The following is a 16,892-nucleotide window of genomic DNA, read 5'->3' on the forward strand; positions in this document are numbered from 1 at the left end:
ACTGCTAGCGCTCACTTGCGTTCATCCTCCTCTCCAGTAATGCGATCAGCTTGGACATAACGAACGTCACAAGGAAATAAATGATGCCCACGATGGTCAACGGCTCCAGAACACGGAAGGTAATGCCGTTGATGGTCTTAAACTGAGTCATCAGTTCTCCGATAAAGAAGGTGGATGCCAGGGATGTTTCCTTGACAATGGCCACAAACTCATTGCAGAGAGCGGGAAGGATATTTTTTACTGCCTGAGGCAGTACGATATGGATCATGGCCTGACGGCTGTTTAAGCCTAAGGACCGGGCCGCCTCGGTCTGTCCCGCGTCCACAGCCTGGATCCCGGCCCGGACGATCTCACAGACATAGGCTGTGGAGTTGACGCAGCAGGCGATCATCACGCAGGTGAACTCGCTGAGATCCAGCGCCGGAAACCACTGGGGCAGCATAAAATAGAAGAAATACAGCTGCAGGAGGATCGGCGTTCCCCGGATCACCTCCACATAAACTACGGCAGCAGCGTGAAGGGGCTTAAACCTTCCGATCCCCCAGCTGCTGCGGTGCATCATCGCCATCAGAGAGCCGGACACGGTGCTGATCAGCACCGTGAGAGCTCCCATATATAAGGTCATCCATAAGCCATGAAGGAAGAGGGACGAATATTCGGTCCACACCTTTCCCATAACTGTGAAAAATTCCATTGGATCTTCTCCTTTCTTTCCGGCCTATTTCATCTCTATGCCAAGGCTTTCTGCCAGAGCCCGGGCTTCCTCGGTCCACTGGCTGTAAAGGCCCGATTCATTGACCTCTGCGATGATCCCGTTTAAGGCCTCCAGAAGCTCATCCTCGCCCTTTTTAACGGCGATGACATTGCCCTCGTCGGAATGATCAAATTTAAACTCCGTCATGGCGATCTCCGGGTAGGACTTCATCAGCATCTCTCCGTTATCGTAGGAGACCGCCAGAGCGTCGGCCTTCCCTGTGGTCAGCATCAGAACGCCGTCGGTGATAGCTGTAACTGGCTGGAACTGGATATCCGACGGAAGCTGTTCTGTCACCAGGGACTGCTGCAGGGAGGCATTCTGGGCTACGACCTTCTTTCCGGAAAAATCCTCCGCTGTTTTATAGGAAGCCGCATCCTCCTTCAGCACCAGAAGGGTATGGCCCTTATCCTCAGACTGGATGTTGTAACGGTCCGAAAGTCCCAGGGTCTCGGCACGCTCCTCAGTATAGGCAAATCCGGAGATTCCCATATCGATGGTGCCGGAGGCAAGCCCCTGCTGGATCGCGGAAAACTCCATAGCCTTGATCTCCAGCTCCACTCCCAGCTTTTCAGCGATATATTTGCCCAGCTCAATATCGGAGCCCACGTACTCGACGCCCTTCGCGCCAACGTTTTTAAACTCCATGGGAGCGAAATCCGGCGCGGTCCCCATGGTGATCTTTCCAGAAGCCAGGATCTTTCCCAGACGGCTTTCGGGATCCACATCCACGGCGGCCCCGGTGGCTTCTGCCTCACTTCCGTCTCCGGCCTTTTCAGTCTCTTCTGCCGCAGCTGCTGTGCCGGAGGACTCTGCCTTCGTATCTGCTACAGTCTCCTTGCTTTCTCCGCCGGAACATCCGGTCATCCATGCCATGGATATCATCGCTGCCATTGCCACAAATACATGCTTTTTCATAATTATTCCTCTTTTCTTTATTTTATGCTTCATATATGCAGTTTCCAACGGCCATTTATTGGTGGCCTTTGTTTATGTTACGCATTATAATGCATAAATATGCTTTTGTAAAGAGGTTTTTTGAAAAAATATGCATTTTATCCATTCTGTATAAATTTTTATGCATACCACCCGAAGGCGGTATGCATAATGGATAATCATTTATGGATTTAGATGTCTGCGATATTGATGAGCGTAAGCTCCTGGGCGCGGTTCTCCATACTGGTCACCAGGGCTCTGGCCGTATCGATGGCTGTAAGGACCGTTACGCCGGTCTCGATGGCGTTTCTGCGGATGATGAAGCCGTCGTGGCTGCGCTCGGCTCCCTGGGCCGGGATGTCGATGACCAGGTCGATCTCATGTCCCAGGATCAGATCCAGGATATTGGGAGACTCCTGCTCGATCTTGCGCACAGGGATGGTCACTACGCCCTTCTGGTACAGGTACCGGGCGGTTCCGTTGGTACAGAAGATCCGGTAGCCCTGGGCCTTGAAGCGGGCGGCAATGTCCACCATCTCCTCCTTATCGGAATCGCGGACAGTGATGATCATGTTCTTATACTTGGGCAGCTTGATACCTGCGCCCTGGAACGCTTTATAAAGGGCCTCGTTGAAGGTCTTAGCGATACCCAGGCACTCTCCGGTGGATTTCATCTCCGGCCCCAGGCTGATGTCTGCGCCGCGGATCTTTTCAAAGGAGAATACGGGCATCTTGATCGCAAAGTAATCGGCCTCTTTCTGGAGTCCGGGAGTATAGCCCAGTTCCCTGATGGTGTGGCCGCAGATGATCTGGGTCGCCAGGGGAACGATGGGGATCCCCGTTACCTTGCTGATATAGGGAACCGTTCTGGAGGAACGGGGATTTACCTCGATGATGTAAACATCCTCTCCGTCCACAATAAACTGGATGTTGATCATTCCCTTTACATGAAGGGCCCTTGCCAGCTTTTCTGTATACTCCACCAGGGTCTTCTTGTTGCCCTCAGTGATGCTCTGGGCCGGGTAAACGGAGATACTGTCGCCGGAATGGATACCGGTACGCTCGATATGCTCCATGATACCCGGGATCAGGATATCGGTGCCGTCGCAGATGGCGTCCACCTCGATCTCCTTGCCCATGATATATTTATCCACCAGGATCGGATGCTCCTGGGCGATCTGGTTGATGATGCCGATGAACTCGTCGATATCCTCGTCGCAGATGGCGATCTGCATGCCCTGGCCGCCAAGAACGTAGGAGGGGCGCACCAGTACCGGATAACCCAGCTCGTTGGCTGCCTTTTTGGCCTCCTCTGCTGTAAATACAGTCTGTCCCTTGGGTCTGGGGATGCCGCACTGCTCCAGGATCTCGTCAAACCGCTCTCTGTCCTCGGCCGCGTCCACGTCCTCGGCTGCGGTTCCTAAGATCGGAACTCCCATTTTCATCAGAGCCTCGGTTAGCTTGATGGCTGTCTGGCCGCCGAACTGGACAACGGCTCCGTCGGGCTTCTCGATATCCACGATGCTCTCCACATCCTCGGGAGTCAGAGGCTCAAAGTACAGCTTGTCGGCAATATCAAAGTCCGTGCTGACGGTCTCCGGGTTGTTGTTGATGATGACGGTCTCATAGCCCTCTTTCTCAAAGGCCCAGGTGCTGTGTACGGAACAGAAGTCAAACTCGATGCCCTGGCCGATCCGGATGGGGCCGGAGCCCAGGACCAGCACCTTCTTCCTGCTGGTGGTTCCGTCCGCCTCATTCTCACTGCCGAAGCAGGAGTAGTAATACGGCGTCTCAGCCGCAAACTCAGCGGCGCAGGTATCCACCATCTTGAAGGCGGCGCGGATGTTGTTCTCATAGCGCATGGCCTTTACCTCATCCTGGGAAAGACCTGTGAGCCTTGCGATCACGTTATCCGGGAATTCGATGCGTTTTGCTTCCTTTAAGAGCTCCGAAGTCAGATCTTTTCCGGCGGCCTTAAGGGCAGCTTCCATCTCCACCAGGATCGCCAGCTTGTCGATGAACCAGATATCGATCTTTGTGATCTCATGGATCATATCATAGGAGAAGCCGCGGCGCAGGGCTTCAGCGATGACCCAGATCCGGCGGTCATCCACACGGTTCAGCTCCTCCTTAAGCTCCGCCGACGTAAGTCCGGAATAGTCATAAGAAAGGAGGCAGTCCACGTGCTGCTCCAGGGAACGGATGGCCTTCATAAGGCCGCCCTCAAAGCTGGTGCAGATACTCATGACCTCGCCGGTGGCCTTCATCTGGGTTCCCAGACTGTGGCTGGCGTTGATGAATTTATCAAAGGGAAGACGCGGCATCTTCACGACTACATAGTCCAGCATGGGCTCAAAGCTGGCGTAGGTTTTTTTCGTTACGGCGTTTTTGATCTCGTCTAAGGTATAGCCCAGAGCGATCTTGGCGGCAACCTTTGCAATGGGGTAGCCGGTGGCCTTGGAGGCCAGTGCAGAAGAACGGCTTACTCTGGGGTTTACCTCGATCACACAGTATTCAAAGCTGTTGGGATTCAACGCGTACTGCACGTTGCAGCCGCCGGTGATCCCCAGCTCAGTAATGATCTTTAAAGCGGAGGTACGGAGCATCTGGTACTCCTTGTCTCCTAAGGTCTGGGACGGAGCCACAACGATGGAGTCACCGGTATGAACGCCCACCGGATCGATGTTTTCCATGTTGCAGACGGTGATCACGTTTCCGGCACCGTCGCGCATTACCTCGTACTCGATCTCCTTCCAGCCGGCAATACACCGCTCCACCAGGACCTGTCCCACACGGGAAAGGCGCAGGCCGTTTTCCAGGATCTCAGCGCACTGCTCCGGATTTTCTGCAATACCGCCGCCGGAGCCGCCCAGGGTATAGGCCGGACGGAGTACCACCGGATAGCCGATCTTTTCTGCCACGGCCAGACCGTCCTCCAAGCTTTCCACGATCTCGGACGGAGCCACCGGCTCATTGATCTTTTCCATGGTCTCCTTGAACATTTCACGGTCCTCGGCCTTTTTGATGGTCAGAGGCGTGGTTCCGATGAGACGCACGTTATTTTTTGCAAGGATACCGGCCTCTTCCAGCTCCATGGCCAGGTTTAAGCCGGCCTGGCCGCCCAGGGTCGGGAGAACGCTGTCGGGCTTTTCCTTCATGATCAGCTGCTCCACCACCTCTGTGGTCAGCGGCTCAATGTATACCTTATCGGCAATGTCCTTATCGGTCATGATCGTGGCCGGGTTGGAGTTTAAGAGCACGACCTCCACGCCCTCCTCCTTTAAGGAGCGGCAGGCCTGGGTTCCTGCATAGTCGAACTCTGCGGCCTGGCCGATGATAATGGGGCCGGAGCCGATCACTAGTACTTTTTTAATATCTGGGTTCTTTGGCATTATCTTCCCTCCTCCATCATACGCATAAAGCGGTCAAACAGGTATCCGGAATCCAGAGGACCGGGACAGGCCTCCGGATGATACTGCACGGTGAAAATATTCTTTCCCACATACTTTAAGCCTTCGTTGGTCTTATCGTTCACGTTCACGAATGCCGGGACAGCCACGCTGGGATCCAGGCTTTCCTCATCGACCGCATAGCCATGGTTCTGGGAGGTTATGTATACCCGTCCTGTTTCCAGATCCTTGACCGGATGGTTTCCACCGCGGTGGCCGTATTTCAGCTTATACGTCTTCGCTCCGGTAGCCAGGGCCATTAACTGGTGGCCCAGACAGATGGCAAAGATCGGAACGCTGGACTCATATAACTTCCTTACTTCCTCAATGATCCCCACGTTCTCGGCCGGGTCTCCGGGGCCGTTGGATAACATGATCCCGTCGGGATTGGTCTTTAAGATCTCTTCAGCCGGAGTATCTGCCGGATAAACCGTCACCTCGCAGCCTCTCTTATTTAAATTCCGGGCAATATTGTCCTTTGCACCGCAGTCCAGCAGCGCAACCTTTTTTCCGTCTCCGGGAAGCACATAGGGCTTCTTCACAGAGGTCTTTAACACAACGCCCTTTACCGTATACTGACGGATCTTCTCCTTCACTTCCTCCAGGTCATAGTCCCCGTTGGTGGTGATCATACCGTTCATGGTTCCTTTTTCTCTTAAGATCTTCGTAAGGGCTCTTGTATCGATTCCGCTGATACCTGGAATATCCTGTTCTTTTAAGAAATGATCGATGGTGTCCCCGCTTCTGAAATTGCTGGGAATTCTGGATAATTCTCTGACAATATAGCCGTCCGGCCATGCCTGTCTGGACTCCATGTCCTCACGGCAGATACCGTAATTGCCAATTAAAGGATAAGTCATTACCACTGCCTGTCCCGCATAGGAGGGATCGGTAAGGACTTCCAGATAACCGGTCATGGATGTATTAAACACAATTTCACTGATTACTTCTCTGGAGGAGCCGATGCTTGTTCCTTCAAACACAGTTCCGTCTTCCAGTATTAAATATGCCTTCATGACGCCACCCTTTCTTTTTTGTTATCCGGGCTTTTCTATTTTAGCCCAAATTTTCACTATTCTATCATATTCATATGGTTTTTGCAAGCGGTTGCTGTCGATTTCTGGATTTTTTTTAGGAACAATTTTCAGATCCCCTTCTCAGAGCAGAAATCCGGCCCGGAAGCTCAGATCCGGGCTCCGGGCCAGGGTTCTTCTTATGATTTTAAAATCTTTTTGTCAAACTCGGGGTTAAAATAATAATAGTTGGACGGATCCAGTTTCTCCTTGACCTTTTCCAGGGCCTCTCCGAACCTCTGGAAGTGGACGATCTCCCTGGCCCTTAAAAATTTCAGCGGGGCCAGCACGTCCGGATCATCGATGACCCGGATCAGGTTCTCATAGACCACCCGCGCCTTCTGTTCCGCCGCCAGGTCTTCAAAAATATCTGTGACGGCGTCTCCCTTACTCTGGAACTCGCAGGCGTTGAAGGGGATGCCTGCCGCTGCCGCCGGCCAGAGCCCTGTGGTATGGTCGATATAATAGGCGTCAAAGCCGGCCGTTTTTGCCTGCTCGGGAGTCAGGTTCCTGGTGAGCTGGTAAACCATGGCGCAGATGATCTCCAGATGTCCCAGCTCCTCGGTGCCGATGTCCGTCAGGAGGCCGCCCACTTCCTTACAGGGCATGGAATATCTCTGGGCCAGATACCGCATGGATGCCGACAGCTCCCCGTCGGGGCCGCCAAACTGGCTTAAAATCAGAGACGCTGTCCTGGGACACGTATTCTTAATGTTCACCGGATACTGCAGCCGTTTCTCATAATTCCACATTATAAAGCGCCTCCTTCCCATGGCATTGGTCCGTCTGACCAGGTAAAGTGCTTCTGGTCCGGGTATTTTGTGAGACTTCTGCTCTGGTTGTTGGTATCCGGGCATACCAGATCCATGGTCAGAGGCTCGAACTGGTCCGCGCAGATCTCCATCAGTTCCCTCCGCTTTTTCGATGCCTCCGAAAACGCCTTCAGAGCCTCCTGGTCTGTGGGGTGGGTATCCAGATACAGAGTCAGATCGTTGACCATGAAGCTGGCCTCCCCGATCTCCTTCATAAGCTGCATACGGTCCATATTGTTATCCATGGAGCCCGCCTCCTTTCTCCGCCGCATAAAAGGGCTGGTCCAGGGACGGGAACACGGTGCCCTCCCGCAGGGCTTTTTCCGGATCGTACAGGGTCTCCCAGGGCTGGACTGGAGCCTGGACCATGGCCAGGACCGGAGCCGCCGGGACATTTCCATTTTTACACGTACAAAAATCCATTGCGCACACTCCTTTCGGGACTGACTTTGTCCTCCCCTTCAGTATGTGCCCGCAATGGATTTTCACACTGGTTAACCTTCGCCTTCCTTTACAATTTTGTCCAGAATGCGGATCAGGTCGTGGATGGACTGGATATCCTCTCCGCGGCTTAGGATCACATCCTGGAGCTCCGGCGACAGGCTGTTGAATTTTTCTCTGACATTCGGAGAAATATATGGCATATGATCACCCCGTTTTTTAGTATGGGATATGCGCTCTTTTTTATACCGGTATTCCGGACCTCCTTTTTCCATTTCTGGAACGGGCTTCCATCCCTTCCATCCCTTCCCTGGTGCAATGGAAGGAATTGTATGGTAAGATCTGTTTTGTAATATTTTATAACATTTTTGTAATATTTTTGTAATACAAGGAGGTACCCATATGAAAAAAACAGGATTTTATGCTATAACAGCCGCAGCCGTCCTGGCCGCTGCGGGTGCCGCTCCACTTTCTTCCCAGGCAGCCCAGGATCCATACCTGGCTGCGCCGGACCGTGTGGCCGCCGTTTTTTCCGTCCCTGCCCCGGCGGTGGGAACCCTTCCAGGACTTTCGGGCCTGATCCGTTTCCCCATATGTACGGAAAAGCCGTCCATACCCCAGGCACCGGAATGGCCGGATACTCCTCTGATCCCGGAACAGCCAGACGCTCCCCAGTCTCCGGAACTGCCGGACGCCCCGGAAAACAATGGTTCACCCGAAACTGACGGCGGCGTCCAGGAGCCGGAAGCAGAGACCCCCGCAGCCCAGGTACTCGCTCTGGTAAACGCCCAAAGAGCCCGGGCCGGTCTTGGTTCCCTTTCCCTGGATCCGGAGGCCTCAAAAGCCGCAGGAGTCCGCGCCCGGGAGATCCAGATCTCCTTTTCCCATACCCGGCCCGATGGAAGAGACTTCTCCACCGCCCTCTCGGAAGCCGGGGCTTCCTTCCGCGCCTCCGGGGAAAACATCGCTTATGGCCAGAGATCGGCAGAGCAGGTCATGGACGTCTGGATGAACAGCGCCGGCCACAGGGCCAATATCTTAAATCCCGGATACTCGCGGATCGGCATCGGCCATGTGAAGGACAGCCGCGGCGTGGATCACTGGGTCCAGCTTTTCCTAAACTGACCGGAGGACCGTCCGGGTCATATGGAACGCCCGGCATCATGAACCTGTACCAGGAGTATTCCATAAAAAAGAAGCCGCAGCATCTCGGCTTCTTTTTTAATCGTATGGTTCATAATCGTAATGACGAATGTATATGTCCCTTACAGAGATATGGTCTGGGTACGGCTGCTATTTCTGCATTTTCCGGTCATTGCCTTTTGTATCAGCTGATCTTCGGCAGGATCATGCCAGGTCCACGCGGTTCATATATCTGATCAGGCGGAAAATCTGGCTGGTGTAACCCCATTCATTGTCATAGAATGCGATCAGCTTAAAAAAGTGGGAGTTTACCTGAATGCCTTCCCTTGCATCGAAGCAGGAGGCGTGGGAATCGCCGATAAAGTCCGAAGATACCACCTCGTCTTCGATATAGTCCAGGATCCCGGAAAGCTCATTTTCACTGGCTTCCTTCATCTTCCGGCAGATATCCTCATAGGATGTCGGCGATTTTAACGCCACGTTCAAGTCCACGATGGAAACGTCGGAAGTCGGAACACGGTAGGAAATCCCGTTCATCTTATCCTTTAAAGAAGGGATCACCAGAGAGATCGCCTTTGCTGCTCCTGTGGTGGATGGGATAAGGTTTCCAAACACCGAGCGGCCCGTTCTCCAGTCCTTTAAGGATCTGCAGTCCACCACCTTCTGCTTTGCTGTTGCAGAATGAATCGTGGACATGAGTCCATATTCAATACCGTAATGATCTTCAAGCACTTTACAGATGGGGGCAAGACAGTTTGTGGTACAGGATGCATTGGAGACCACCATCATATCCGGTCTGTATGTTTCATGGTTGATGCCCATAACAAAGGTGGGAGTCACATCGTCCTTGGCCGGCGCCGTTACGATCACTTTCTTTGCGCCTGCCCGGATGTGCGCCATGGCCTTTTCTGTGGTGCAGAAAGCGCCGGTGGCGTCGATGATGTACTCGGCTCCGCACTCTCCCCATGGGATCAGCGAGGCGTCGCTCTCAGAGTATACCGGGATCTTCTGTCCGTTTACGACGATCCCGTTTTCATACGTATCCAGGGTTCCCTGAAAGCGGCCGAATATGGAATCATATCGGATCATATATACCATATACTCTAAATTTGCGTTGCGGACATTGATCCCGCATAAATGAAACTCTTCCGGTTTGTCGATGGCGATGCGGAATGCGACTCTTCCTATACGTCCAAATCCGTTGATGCCAATTTGAATTGCCATTGCAAATGTACCTCCTATAAAAAACATACCTTTTTCATTGGATGGCAATGACTTTTGCAGTAAATAACCGTGAATTGCTGTAACCCAAGGCCAGTGTAACATAAGTGTTCAGAAAAAGCCAGTGATTCGGAGGTAATTAAACATTTAACGGGATTGGCATTTTTTTTACAATAAAACGTCCTTTTATTTCCGGCCCAGGAGGAAAAAGCTCCAGCTGTGATCCGCCGCTATCACAGGATGCTTTCCAGGTAGCACAGCAGGTCCTCCTTCCCCAGCGGTTCACAATGGCTGAGTATGCAGTATTTACAGTCCATGGAACGGATGGTCCGGATCAATGAAGCCAGCTTGTCCCGATCCATATATCCATCGTTAAAAAAGTCTTCGCTGGTGGAATCACCTAAAAATAATACCTTTTCTTCTGGTATATAAATACAGACCGTGTCTTCTGAATGGGGCGCTTCTGTATGAAAGATCCGGGCGGTCATGCCTCCCAGATCCACGGTCATTCTGTCCGAAAATTCCAGGTCTGACAATACAATATCCAGCCTGTCCAGATCTGCATATTCTCTTTTGAAATGGATGTCCTCTCTTTTCAGCGCTTCGATATAACCGGAGTCCTCCGCCTCTTCCTGCTGTTTTTTCAGAAACTCATTGGTCTTTTCATGGGCAATGCTGACCCCGCTGACCGCATGCATCCCGAAGGTATGGTCGTAATGCCAATGGGTGATCACAGTAAAATCTGGTTTTTTTAAATGCTCTGCTTCGATAGCCCTGTAAAAATCTGCCACATGAGAAGACGAATATCCCGCATCAATGGCCAGAGACCATTTATCTCCCCTGATATAAGCTAACATCGGCCTGTCTGTCTCCGGTTCATGCTCCAGATAATAGATCCGATCCGTTAATCTGTTTAATCCCATTTCCTGTCCCACCTTTCCGGCAATAATTCCTTCAATGTCATTTCCCTGTCGTGGTCAATGGCCGGCCCCTCCGTTTTTTCAATTTTACTGGTCTGACCGTATCATATGCGATCTGGTATAAATCTTTCATAACCCCTCCGGTGATCCTCTGTCTGATGGGATGATTTTATCAGACATGATATATAAACTCAATAGACCGACTGAAATCCCCCGGGCGGTTTTTCATAAGGATCGGCCTATGGTCCATTGCTGTGTATAATAACTGTAACGGGCAGAGATACCAGGAAAAGCGGTATATCCTGCCATAAGCGGAGCTGGAAAAGCGGGACTGGGCCGTATGATCCAGAGGGGCTTATATAGCCGCCATTCCCTTCAAAGCGCTTCCCCCTGGAGCAGCATAAGAAAGAGCCTGGATTTTTCTCTGCTAATGGGAAAAATCCAGGCCCCGGATGATGGATCCATGTTAATTATTTTATTTCACACAGGCTTTCATCTAACGCACGGATGATGGATACTGTGTCCTCCACATCCTTGTCCGTTATCCCTCTGTAAAACACCAGACGGATGCGGTTATCTGTTACCTCACCTGCAAATACACCACTTTCCTTCAGCCGCTGGCAATACTCACCGGCATCCATTCCCATAACTTTCAGCATAACAATATTTGTCTCTATTGTTTCTTGTGGGTGCACATACCTTAAGCCTTTGAGTCCATCAGCCGTTTTTCTGGCATGCATATGATCCTCTTTCAGTCTCTCCGTAAGATTTTTCATTGCATACAGTGCCTGCGCCGCCATGATCCCAGCCTGCCGCATCCCGCCGCCCAGACGCTTCTGGGTATTCCTCAGCTCATCAATAAACGGTTTTTCCCCGCATACCAGGGATCCAAACGGCGCTCCAATCCCTTTAGAAACACAAAACATTACCGAATCTGTATATCGTGCAATTTCAGATACTGGAATGTTTAAAGCCACTGCTGCATTAAAAAGCCTTGCACCATCCAGATGGACTTTCACCTTATGTTCACAGGCTGCTTCATAAAGTTTCCTGTGAAGCTCTATGGGAATACATAGTCCTCCATGGGCATTATGGGTATTCTCCAACTGTAAAAGCTTTACATTTTCTGTCTCTAGTTTGCTCTTCACAGATTCCAGCAGCGGAAGCCCATTATGATCTGTCTCATAAAAAACAGGAACCACCTGCCCAAATCTTCTTTCAAACACAAACTGCTCTGTCCTGTATGTATGGTTTTCTCTGTCGATCAAGGCTCTGTCCCCTGGCTTTAGCCAGGTCAGAAGTGCCGCTGAATTCCCCATAGTTCCAGAGCAAAGGAATGCTGCTGCCTCCTTTCCAAGAAGTTCAGCTGCATAATCCTCTAATTCATTGACTGTTGGATCACCGCCTCGGGAGTTTTCATCTAGACGCCCCGAGTCTCCCAAAGCTGCTGTCATGATCGTTTTCAACATTTCATCATCTGGTTTTGTCAGTGTATCGCTTCTCAGATCGATCATTCTTTTCACATCCTTTCAAAAATCTATGTTCCTCATTATTCAGCGCCCTCTTTTGCCTGACGTTTTTTCTCCCAGCGGTCGATCACCACAGTAGCAGACAGATCTCCCATAACACTCATACTGGTGGTTCCCATGTCAAATAACCGGTAGAAGCCTCCTATTAAGGCAATTATTTCCAATGGCAGTCCCACGGCAGACGCAACTACCATAAGACGCATGATCCCTCCGCCAGGCACGCCGCTGCTGCCAGATGTTACCAGGGTATTCAGTATCACGATATTAAAAATCTGTCCGAACGTCAACTCCAGGCCAATGGCCTGTGCACAAAAAAGCATAACCACACCGCCTAATATCGCTCCTCCATCCTGGTTCATACTGGACCCAAGAGGAATGCTAAAGCCAGCAATCGCTTCTGAAACTCCAAAATTTTCCTGGGCCACTTTCAGATTTACAGGAACAGTTGCAGCACTGGAACAGGTACTGATAGCCATAGAAAATGTCTCAAAGCCCTTTTTAAAAAACTCCCACGGCGTGATTCCTGTCATTGCCCATAAAAACAGCATATATACAGCCACGAAATGGACCACACATCCTAAATAGAATACGATCAGCAGCTTAGACATACTTCCAATAAAATTGATCCCGTATGTTCCCATGGCAGCTGCCATCAAGCAGAATACACCAATCGGTGCAAATTTCATGGATATTCCAATAATGGACATTATCAGCTCTGACATGGATGAAAACCAGTTCCGCACAGGTATCCTGTGTTCTTCCGGCATAAAAACAATTCCCACTCCAATAATAATAGAGCTTACTAAAACTTTCAGCATATCTGCAGAAGAGTAGCTGTTAAAAATATTTTCAGAAAATAGTGATAAAACAAAATCCTGGATTGTCGGCAGCGAGGCAACCTCTGTTACAGTATCACTGCTCTGCTGAAATTCAAATCCAATACCAGGTTTAAATACATCACCAATAACAATTCCAATGATCGCTGCAAATACAGTTGTAACAAGATAAAAGGCTATAACTTTCGCACCAATACGTCCCAGGGTTTTTGGAGTGTCCATGCTGGAAATCCCTCGCACCAGCATACATACAACCGTAGGAACCAGGAACATTTTAATCATATTCAGCCATACAGTTCCAATAAATTGGATCTTTACAGCATTTTCCCCGATAATAAATCCTGCGATTGCTCCCAGAACCATCGCCAGCATTGTTTTTGTCGCTAAATTCATTTTCTTATAATAACTCATACCTTTCTTTCCTCCTTTATACATTACAGATCAATCCTTTTCGGAATATCTCCAGACGTTATGCTGTATACCTCCCCCCTCCTTAAATACACTCTGGAAATATGTGTTGAAAAGGATGTCCAAAATTCTACAAGGGTTTTGTCCCAGGCTTTTAGTAATGCAGAAATAGGAATATTTTCATTTCCCTGGCTTCCAAAAAGTACCACCTCATCTCCCATTTTTGCCTCTGGACACTCAGTCAAATCCACGATCATATGTTCTAAACAGATAGCACTCGCAATGGGAATCTTTTTCCCTCGAATAAGAACATGACCAGAAGCTGCGTGTTTCGGACTTATTCCATCCCCAACACCTCCGGCAATAACGCCGATCCGTCTGGGATGATCCAGCTTCACCGCTGAAAACCCAGGACCAAATTTTCCGCCTGTCACTTCATGAATATCTAAAAGACGGCTTTTTAAAGCTTTCATTGGCATTGCCAGGTCAGGATGCCCTTCCCTGCGTTCCAAAGGAGAATATCCCCATATGGCTCTTCCTGGACAGATCCCTGTCATTCGGATCTCCGGATATGCAATACAGGCAGGCGTGTTAGCCAGCTGCCTGAATGGTATATTCTTCCGTTCCTCTCCAATCCCCTCCATTGCTTTACAAAACCGCCTATACTGCCATAAAGGGTATTCTGAACGTGATGGACAGTTTTCATCCGGCCATTCAGCTCCACACATATGGCTATATACTCCTTCCACTTTCAAATTCTGAAGCTCCTTCAATTTTTTATAAAAATCCGGGAACTCTTCAGCATTTATTCCCAGACGGCCACGGCCTGTATCAATTTTAACAAATATCTTCATCTCTTTATCCGTGACAGCTGAAAGAGCCTGCGCCTGCTCCATATTAAAAACGGTGGGCATAAGATCATATTCTTTAAACACCCCCGCCATATCCGGGATAAAGCTGCTCTCAAAAACAAGAATTGGCGTCCTCACCCCGTTTTCCCGTAAAAGAATTGCTTCATCCGCGCTTCCCACTCCCAGGTAATCAGCCCCACATTCTGCCAGAACCTGACTGCACTGAACAATTCCGTGGCCATATCCATTTGCTTTTACTGCCGGCATTACCTTTACACTTCCAACCATTTCCTTTAAAGCCAGGTAGTTTGATTCTAACTGATCCAGATCAATTTCCAACCACAGACTTCTCCGAAGTTTTTCCTTTAATACTTCTTTCACCTTAGTTATTCCTCCTTTTTATGCATTCCTTAAATATCTGCTTTATAATATAGCAATTTTCGTACCATCTATATAACCACCTTATTTCAAGGATTTCAGCAGTTTCGACGTCCATAAATGTTTATTATATAAACATTTATGTTGTATTTTAGAACAATACTAAAGTATAATAGTATCATCTAAAAAGGAGGAGTCTTAATGATACTTTCAAATTTAATGATCATAACCGGCTACGATAAATTTTATCCCACAATTCTCCAATGCTGCTCCCATCTAGACATTGAACCCAGGATTTTCCAATGGGAAAAGGCCAGTCCCCGTATGGTTTCAAGACTCCAGGAAGATTTTATCGCTTATGGGAGGCCCGAAGTCATTATCAGCCGGGGAGCGCTCGCTGACATTGTTGAAAACAGCTTTCCTGATATCATTAACTTTCGGGCCGAACCCGACGATATTGATATGCTCCAGGCACTGGAAACAGCCAAATCATATGGAAAAAAAATTGGCGTTCTTATGTTTATGAGGTCAATCCGGAATTATAAGCTTGATGTTCTGAAGAGAATCTTAAACCTGGATGAACTGCGTTTTTATACTTTTCAATCTGCAGATGATATCCGCAGCCGTGTTGCTGAGGGGAAACAGGATGGAATGGATGCAATGGTCGGCGGCGGGACTCTGGCAATCAGAACCGGGAGACAGCTGGGTATCCCTGTCTGCTTTGCTGAAAGCAGTGCACGTTCTCTGGAGCACGCCCTTCTCCAGGCACTAACTATCATAAATGCCCGAAAAAAAGAACGTCATCTTTCTGAAACCTTCTGGAATGCCACCACCCTGGTCTGCGAAGGGATACTCGTAATAGAAAACAACCGTATATCTATGGCCAATCATGAAATGCTGCATATTCTTGCTGCTGGAGAAAAGGATATCCTAAACCATCTTCTTGAAGATTTAACACCGGAATATTTTTCCAAAGAGCTTTTCCATTTTTTCACGGATGAAATGGAATCCGAAAAAATATGCTCTGTGTGCGGATGCAGCTATCTCATAAAAAAGAGGCGGCTCGTTTCCGAAGAACAATGCCAGATTACAGCTGTATTCCAAAACATTGCCGATATCCAAAGACAAGAACAGCAGGTCCGGGCCGCTTTGAGAAAAAAAGGGTTGGCTGCTGCATTCACTTTTTCGGATATTAAGGGAAACAGTGTCCTCATAAAATCTCTGTGCCAAAAAGCGTCATTATACGCCGCAACCGATGCAAGTATCCTAATCAGTGGTGATAATGGAACAGGAAAGGAGCTATTCGCCCAGAGCATTCACAACGCCAGTATTAGGAAAAACAATCCCTTTGTGGCAGTAAATTGTGCTGCAATTCCAGAATCCCTGATTGAAAGCGAATTATTCGGATATGAGGAGGGTTCCTTCTCTGGCTCCAGACGGGGCGGCCATCCAGGGCTTTTTGAACAGGCACATAAAGGAACCCTGTTTTTGGATGAAATTAACTCCCTACCCTTTCATATTCAGGGAACTCTGTTACGCGCAATCCAGGAGAAAGAAGTCAGAAGAATTGGATCTCAGAAGATTCTGGCCGTAGATGTACGTCTAATCTCTGCCACAAACATGAACATGGATCATTTAATTAAAGACGGAAAATTCCGTTCTGACTTGTATTACCGATTAAATGTCCTTAATCTCTCCCTTCCGCGTCTGACAGAAAGGAAAGAAGATATTCTTCCTCTGGCTTCTATGTTTCTATCCAAATATTCCCGGCGGTACCATATAGAAATACCACCTCTCACTAAAGAGGATCAAGCGCTTCTTCTGCAGGCCTCCTGGACCGGAAATGTCCGTGAATTAGAAAATGTGATTCACCGTTATGTTATCCTAAGCAAATGTCAAAATATATCCATCCGCGATTGTATGGAAACTACATCCTTCCCCCCTGCAGAATGCCCGCCGGAATCAGAAACAATCTGTATTGCTCCAGGAACTTTAGACGAAATGGAAAAAGAAGTAATACGTATCTTTCTTGAAAAAAACAATGGGAACAGAAGCCAGACCGCCAATGAGTTGGGTATTTCCAGGACTACATTATGGAAAAAAATTTCCACATGATTTTGCCTCCACCCGCACATCATGTC

Annotated in this window: 15 protein-coding genes; 2 read left to right on the top strand and 13 right to left on the bottom strand. The window is 49.2% G+C overall.

Annotated elements, in window-relative coordinates:
* Positions 1–4 precede the first annotated feature (4 nt).
* The 8 genes from WIH05_RS09685 to WIH05_RS09720 all read right to left on the bottom strand — a co-directional run bounded on the left by WIH05_RS09685 (position 5) and on the right by WIH05_RS09720 (position 7,668).
* Positions 5–694 (bottom strand): amino acid ABC transporter permease, encoded by a 690-nt coding sequence (locus tag WIH05_RS09685; RefSeq protein WP_022272384.1) that lies wholly within the window; start codon positions 692–694, stop codon positions 5–7.
* Positions 695–718: 24 nt separating this feature from the next.
* The gene (locus WIH05_RS09690) at positions 719–1,672 is read right to left on the bottom strand and encodes a transporter substrate-binding domain-containing protein (RefSeq protein ID WP_022272383.1); all 954 of its coding nucleotides are present in this window, start codon (positions 1,670–1,672) and stop codon (positions 719–721) included.
* 209 nt (positions 1,673–1,881) lie between these two features.
* Positions 1,882–5,082, bottom strand: coding sequence for a carbamoyl-phosphate synthase large subunit (gene carB, locus WIH05_RS09695; protein ID WP_022272382.1), 3,201 nt, complete (start codon positions 5,080–5,082; stop codon positions 1,882–1,884).
* Positions 5,082–6,155, bottom strand: coding sequence for a carbamoyl phosphate synthase small subunit (locus WIH05_RS09700; protein ID WP_022272381.1), 1,074 nt, complete (start codon positions 6,153–6,155; stop codon positions 5,082–5,084). Before WIH05_RS09700 ends, carB begins: the two co-directional genes overlap by 1 nt.
* Positions 6,156–6,352: 197 nt before the next feature.
* A complete protein-coding gene (locus tag WIH05_RS09705) occupies positions 6,353–6,964 on the bottom strand; it encodes a manganese catalase family protein (protein WP_022272380.1) in 612 nt (203 codons plus the stop codon).
* Positions 6,964–7,269 carry a spore coat protein CotJB gene (locus tag WIH05_RS09710; RefSeq protein WP_022272379.1) on the bottom strand — a complete coding sequence of 102 codons (306 nt, stop codon included), beginning with the start codon at positions 7,267–7,269 and terminating at the stop codon, positions 6,964–6,966. The genes WIH05_RS09705 and WIH05_RS09710 overlap by 1 nt, the downstream gene beginning before the upstream one ends.
* Entirely contained in the window at positions 7,262–7,447 is a 186-nt protein-coding gene (locus WIH05_RS09715; protein WP_022272378.1) for a spore coat associated protein CotJA, read from the bottom strand. Before WIH05_RS09715 ends, WIH05_RS09710 begins: the two co-directional genes overlap by 8 nt.
* Before the next feature lie 71 nt (positions 7,448–7,518).
* A complete protein-coding gene (locus WIH05_RS09720; RefSeq protein WP_215652882.1) occupies positions 7,519–7,668 on the bottom strand; it encodes a hypothetical protein in 150 nt (49 codons plus the stop codon).
* A gap of 199 nt (positions 7,669–7,867) precedes the next feature.
* On the opposite strand from WIH05_RS09720, the gene WIH05_RS09725 reads away from it, so the two are divergent.
* Positions 7,868–8,590 (top strand): CAP domain-containing protein, encoded by a 723-nt coding sequence (locus tag WIH05_RS09725; protein WP_022272376.1) that lies wholly within the window; start codon positions 7,868–7,870, stop codon positions 8,588–8,590.
* A 222-nt stretch (positions 8,591–8,812) separates the two neighbouring features.
* Here the strand turns inward: WIH05_RS09725 and gap are convergent, their stop codons facing one another.
* The 5 genes from gap to alr form a co-directional block, all read right to left on the bottom strand.
* Positions 8,813–9,832, bottom strand: coding sequence for a type I glyceraldehyde-3-phosphate dehydrogenase (gene gap / locus WIH05_RS09730; RefSeq protein WP_022272375.1), 1,020 nt, complete (start codon positions 9,830–9,832; stop codon positions 8,813–8,815).
* Positions 9,833–10,062: 230 nt separating this feature from the next.
* The gene (locus WIH05_RS09735) at positions 10,063–10,752 is read right to left on the bottom strand and encodes an MBL fold metallo-hydrolase (protein ID WP_022272374.1); all 690 of its coding nucleotides are present in this window, start codon (positions 10,750–10,752) and stop codon (positions 10,063–10,065) included.
* A gap of 467 nt (positions 10,753–11,219) precedes the next feature.
* A complete protein-coding gene (locus tag WIH05_RS09740; RefSeq protein ID WP_022272373.1) occupies positions 11,220–12,263 on the bottom strand; it encodes a GntG family PLP-dependent aldolase in 1,044 nt (347 codons plus the stop codon).
* Positions 12,264–12,298: 35 nt separating this feature from the next.
* Positions 12,299–13,525 (bottom strand): dicarboxylate/amino acid:cation symporter, encoded by a 1,227-nt coding sequence (locus WIH05_RS09745; protein WP_337425313.1) that lies wholly within the window; start codon positions 13,523–13,525, stop codon positions 12,299–12,301.
* Positions 13,526–13,548: 23 nt separating this feature from the next.
* Positions 13,549–14,754, bottom strand: a complete 1,206-nt coding sequence (gene alr, locus WIH05_RS09750; protein WP_022272371.1) for an alanine racemase — start codon at positions 14,752–14,754, stop codon at positions 13,549–13,551.
* Positions 14,755–14,952: 198 nt separating this feature from the next.
* On the opposite strand from alr, the gene WIH05_RS09755 reads away from it, so the two are divergent.
* Entirely contained in the window at positions 14,953–16,866 is a 1,914-nt protein-coding gene (locus WIH05_RS09755) for a sigma 54-interacting transcriptional regulator (protein ID WP_337425314.1), read from the top strand.
* The last annotated feature ends 26 nt before the right edge of the window (positions 16,867–16,892 follow it).

Source organism: Alitiscatomonas sp., assembly GCF_037242085.1.
Lineage (GTDB): Bacteria > Bacillota > Clostridia > Lachnospirales > Lachnospiraceae > Alitiscatomonas > Alitiscatomonas aceti.

Coding starts and splice junctions, on each gene's coding strand:
- WIH05_RS09685 (WP_022272384.1), bottom strand. CDS start 694: ATGGAATTTTTCACAGTTATGGGAAAGGTGTGGACCGAATATTCGTCC.
- WIH05_RS09735 (WP_022272374.1), bottom strand. CDS start 10,752: ATGGGATTAAACAGATTAACGGATCGGATCTATTATCTGGAGCATGAA.
- WIH05_RS09705 (WP_022272380.1), bottom strand. CDS start 6,964: ATGTGGAATTATGAGAAACGGCTGCAGTATCCGGTGAACATTAAGAAT.
- WIH05_RS09740 (WP_022272373.1), bottom strand. CDS start 12,263: ATGATCGATCTGAGAAGCGATACACTGACAAAACCAGATGATGAAATG.
- WIH05_RS09725 (WP_022272376.1), top strand. CDS start 7,868: ATGAAAAAAACAGGATTTTATGCTATAACAGCCGCAGCCGTCCTGGCC.
- WIH05_RS09700 (WP_022272381.1), bottom strand. CDS start 6,155: ATGAAGGCATATTTAATACTGGAAGACGGAACTGTGTTTGAAGGAACA.
- gap (WP_022272375.1), bottom strand. CDS start 9,832: ATGGCAATTCAAATTGGCATCAACGGATTTGGACGTATAGGAAGAGTC.
- WIH05_RS09720 (WP_215652882.1), bottom strand. CDS start 7,668: ATGCCATATATTTCTCCGAATGTCAGAGAAAAATTCAACAGCCTGTCG.
- WIH05_RS09755 (WP_337425314.1), top strand. CDS start 14,953: ATGATACTTTCAAATTTAATGATCATAACCGGCTACGATAAATTTTAT.
- carB (WP_022272382.1), bottom strand. CDS start 5,082: ATGCCAAAGAACCCAGATATTAAAAAAGTACTAGTGATCGGCTCCGGC.
- WIH05_RS09690 (WP_022272383.1), bottom strand. CDS start 1,672: ATGAAAAAGCATGTATTTGTGGCAATGGCAGCGATGATATCCATGGCA.
- WIH05_RS09715 (WP_022272378.1), bottom strand. CDS start 7,447: ATGGATTTTTGTACGTGTAAAAATGGAAATGTCCCGGCGGCTCCGGTC.
- WIH05_RS09710 (WP_022272379.1), bottom strand. CDS start 7,269: ATGGATAACAATATGGACCGTATGCAGCTTATGAAGGAGATCGGGGAG.
- WIH05_RS09745 (WP_337425313.1), bottom strand. CDS start 13,525: ATGAGTTATTATAAGAAAATGAATTTAGCGACAAAAACAATGCTGGCG.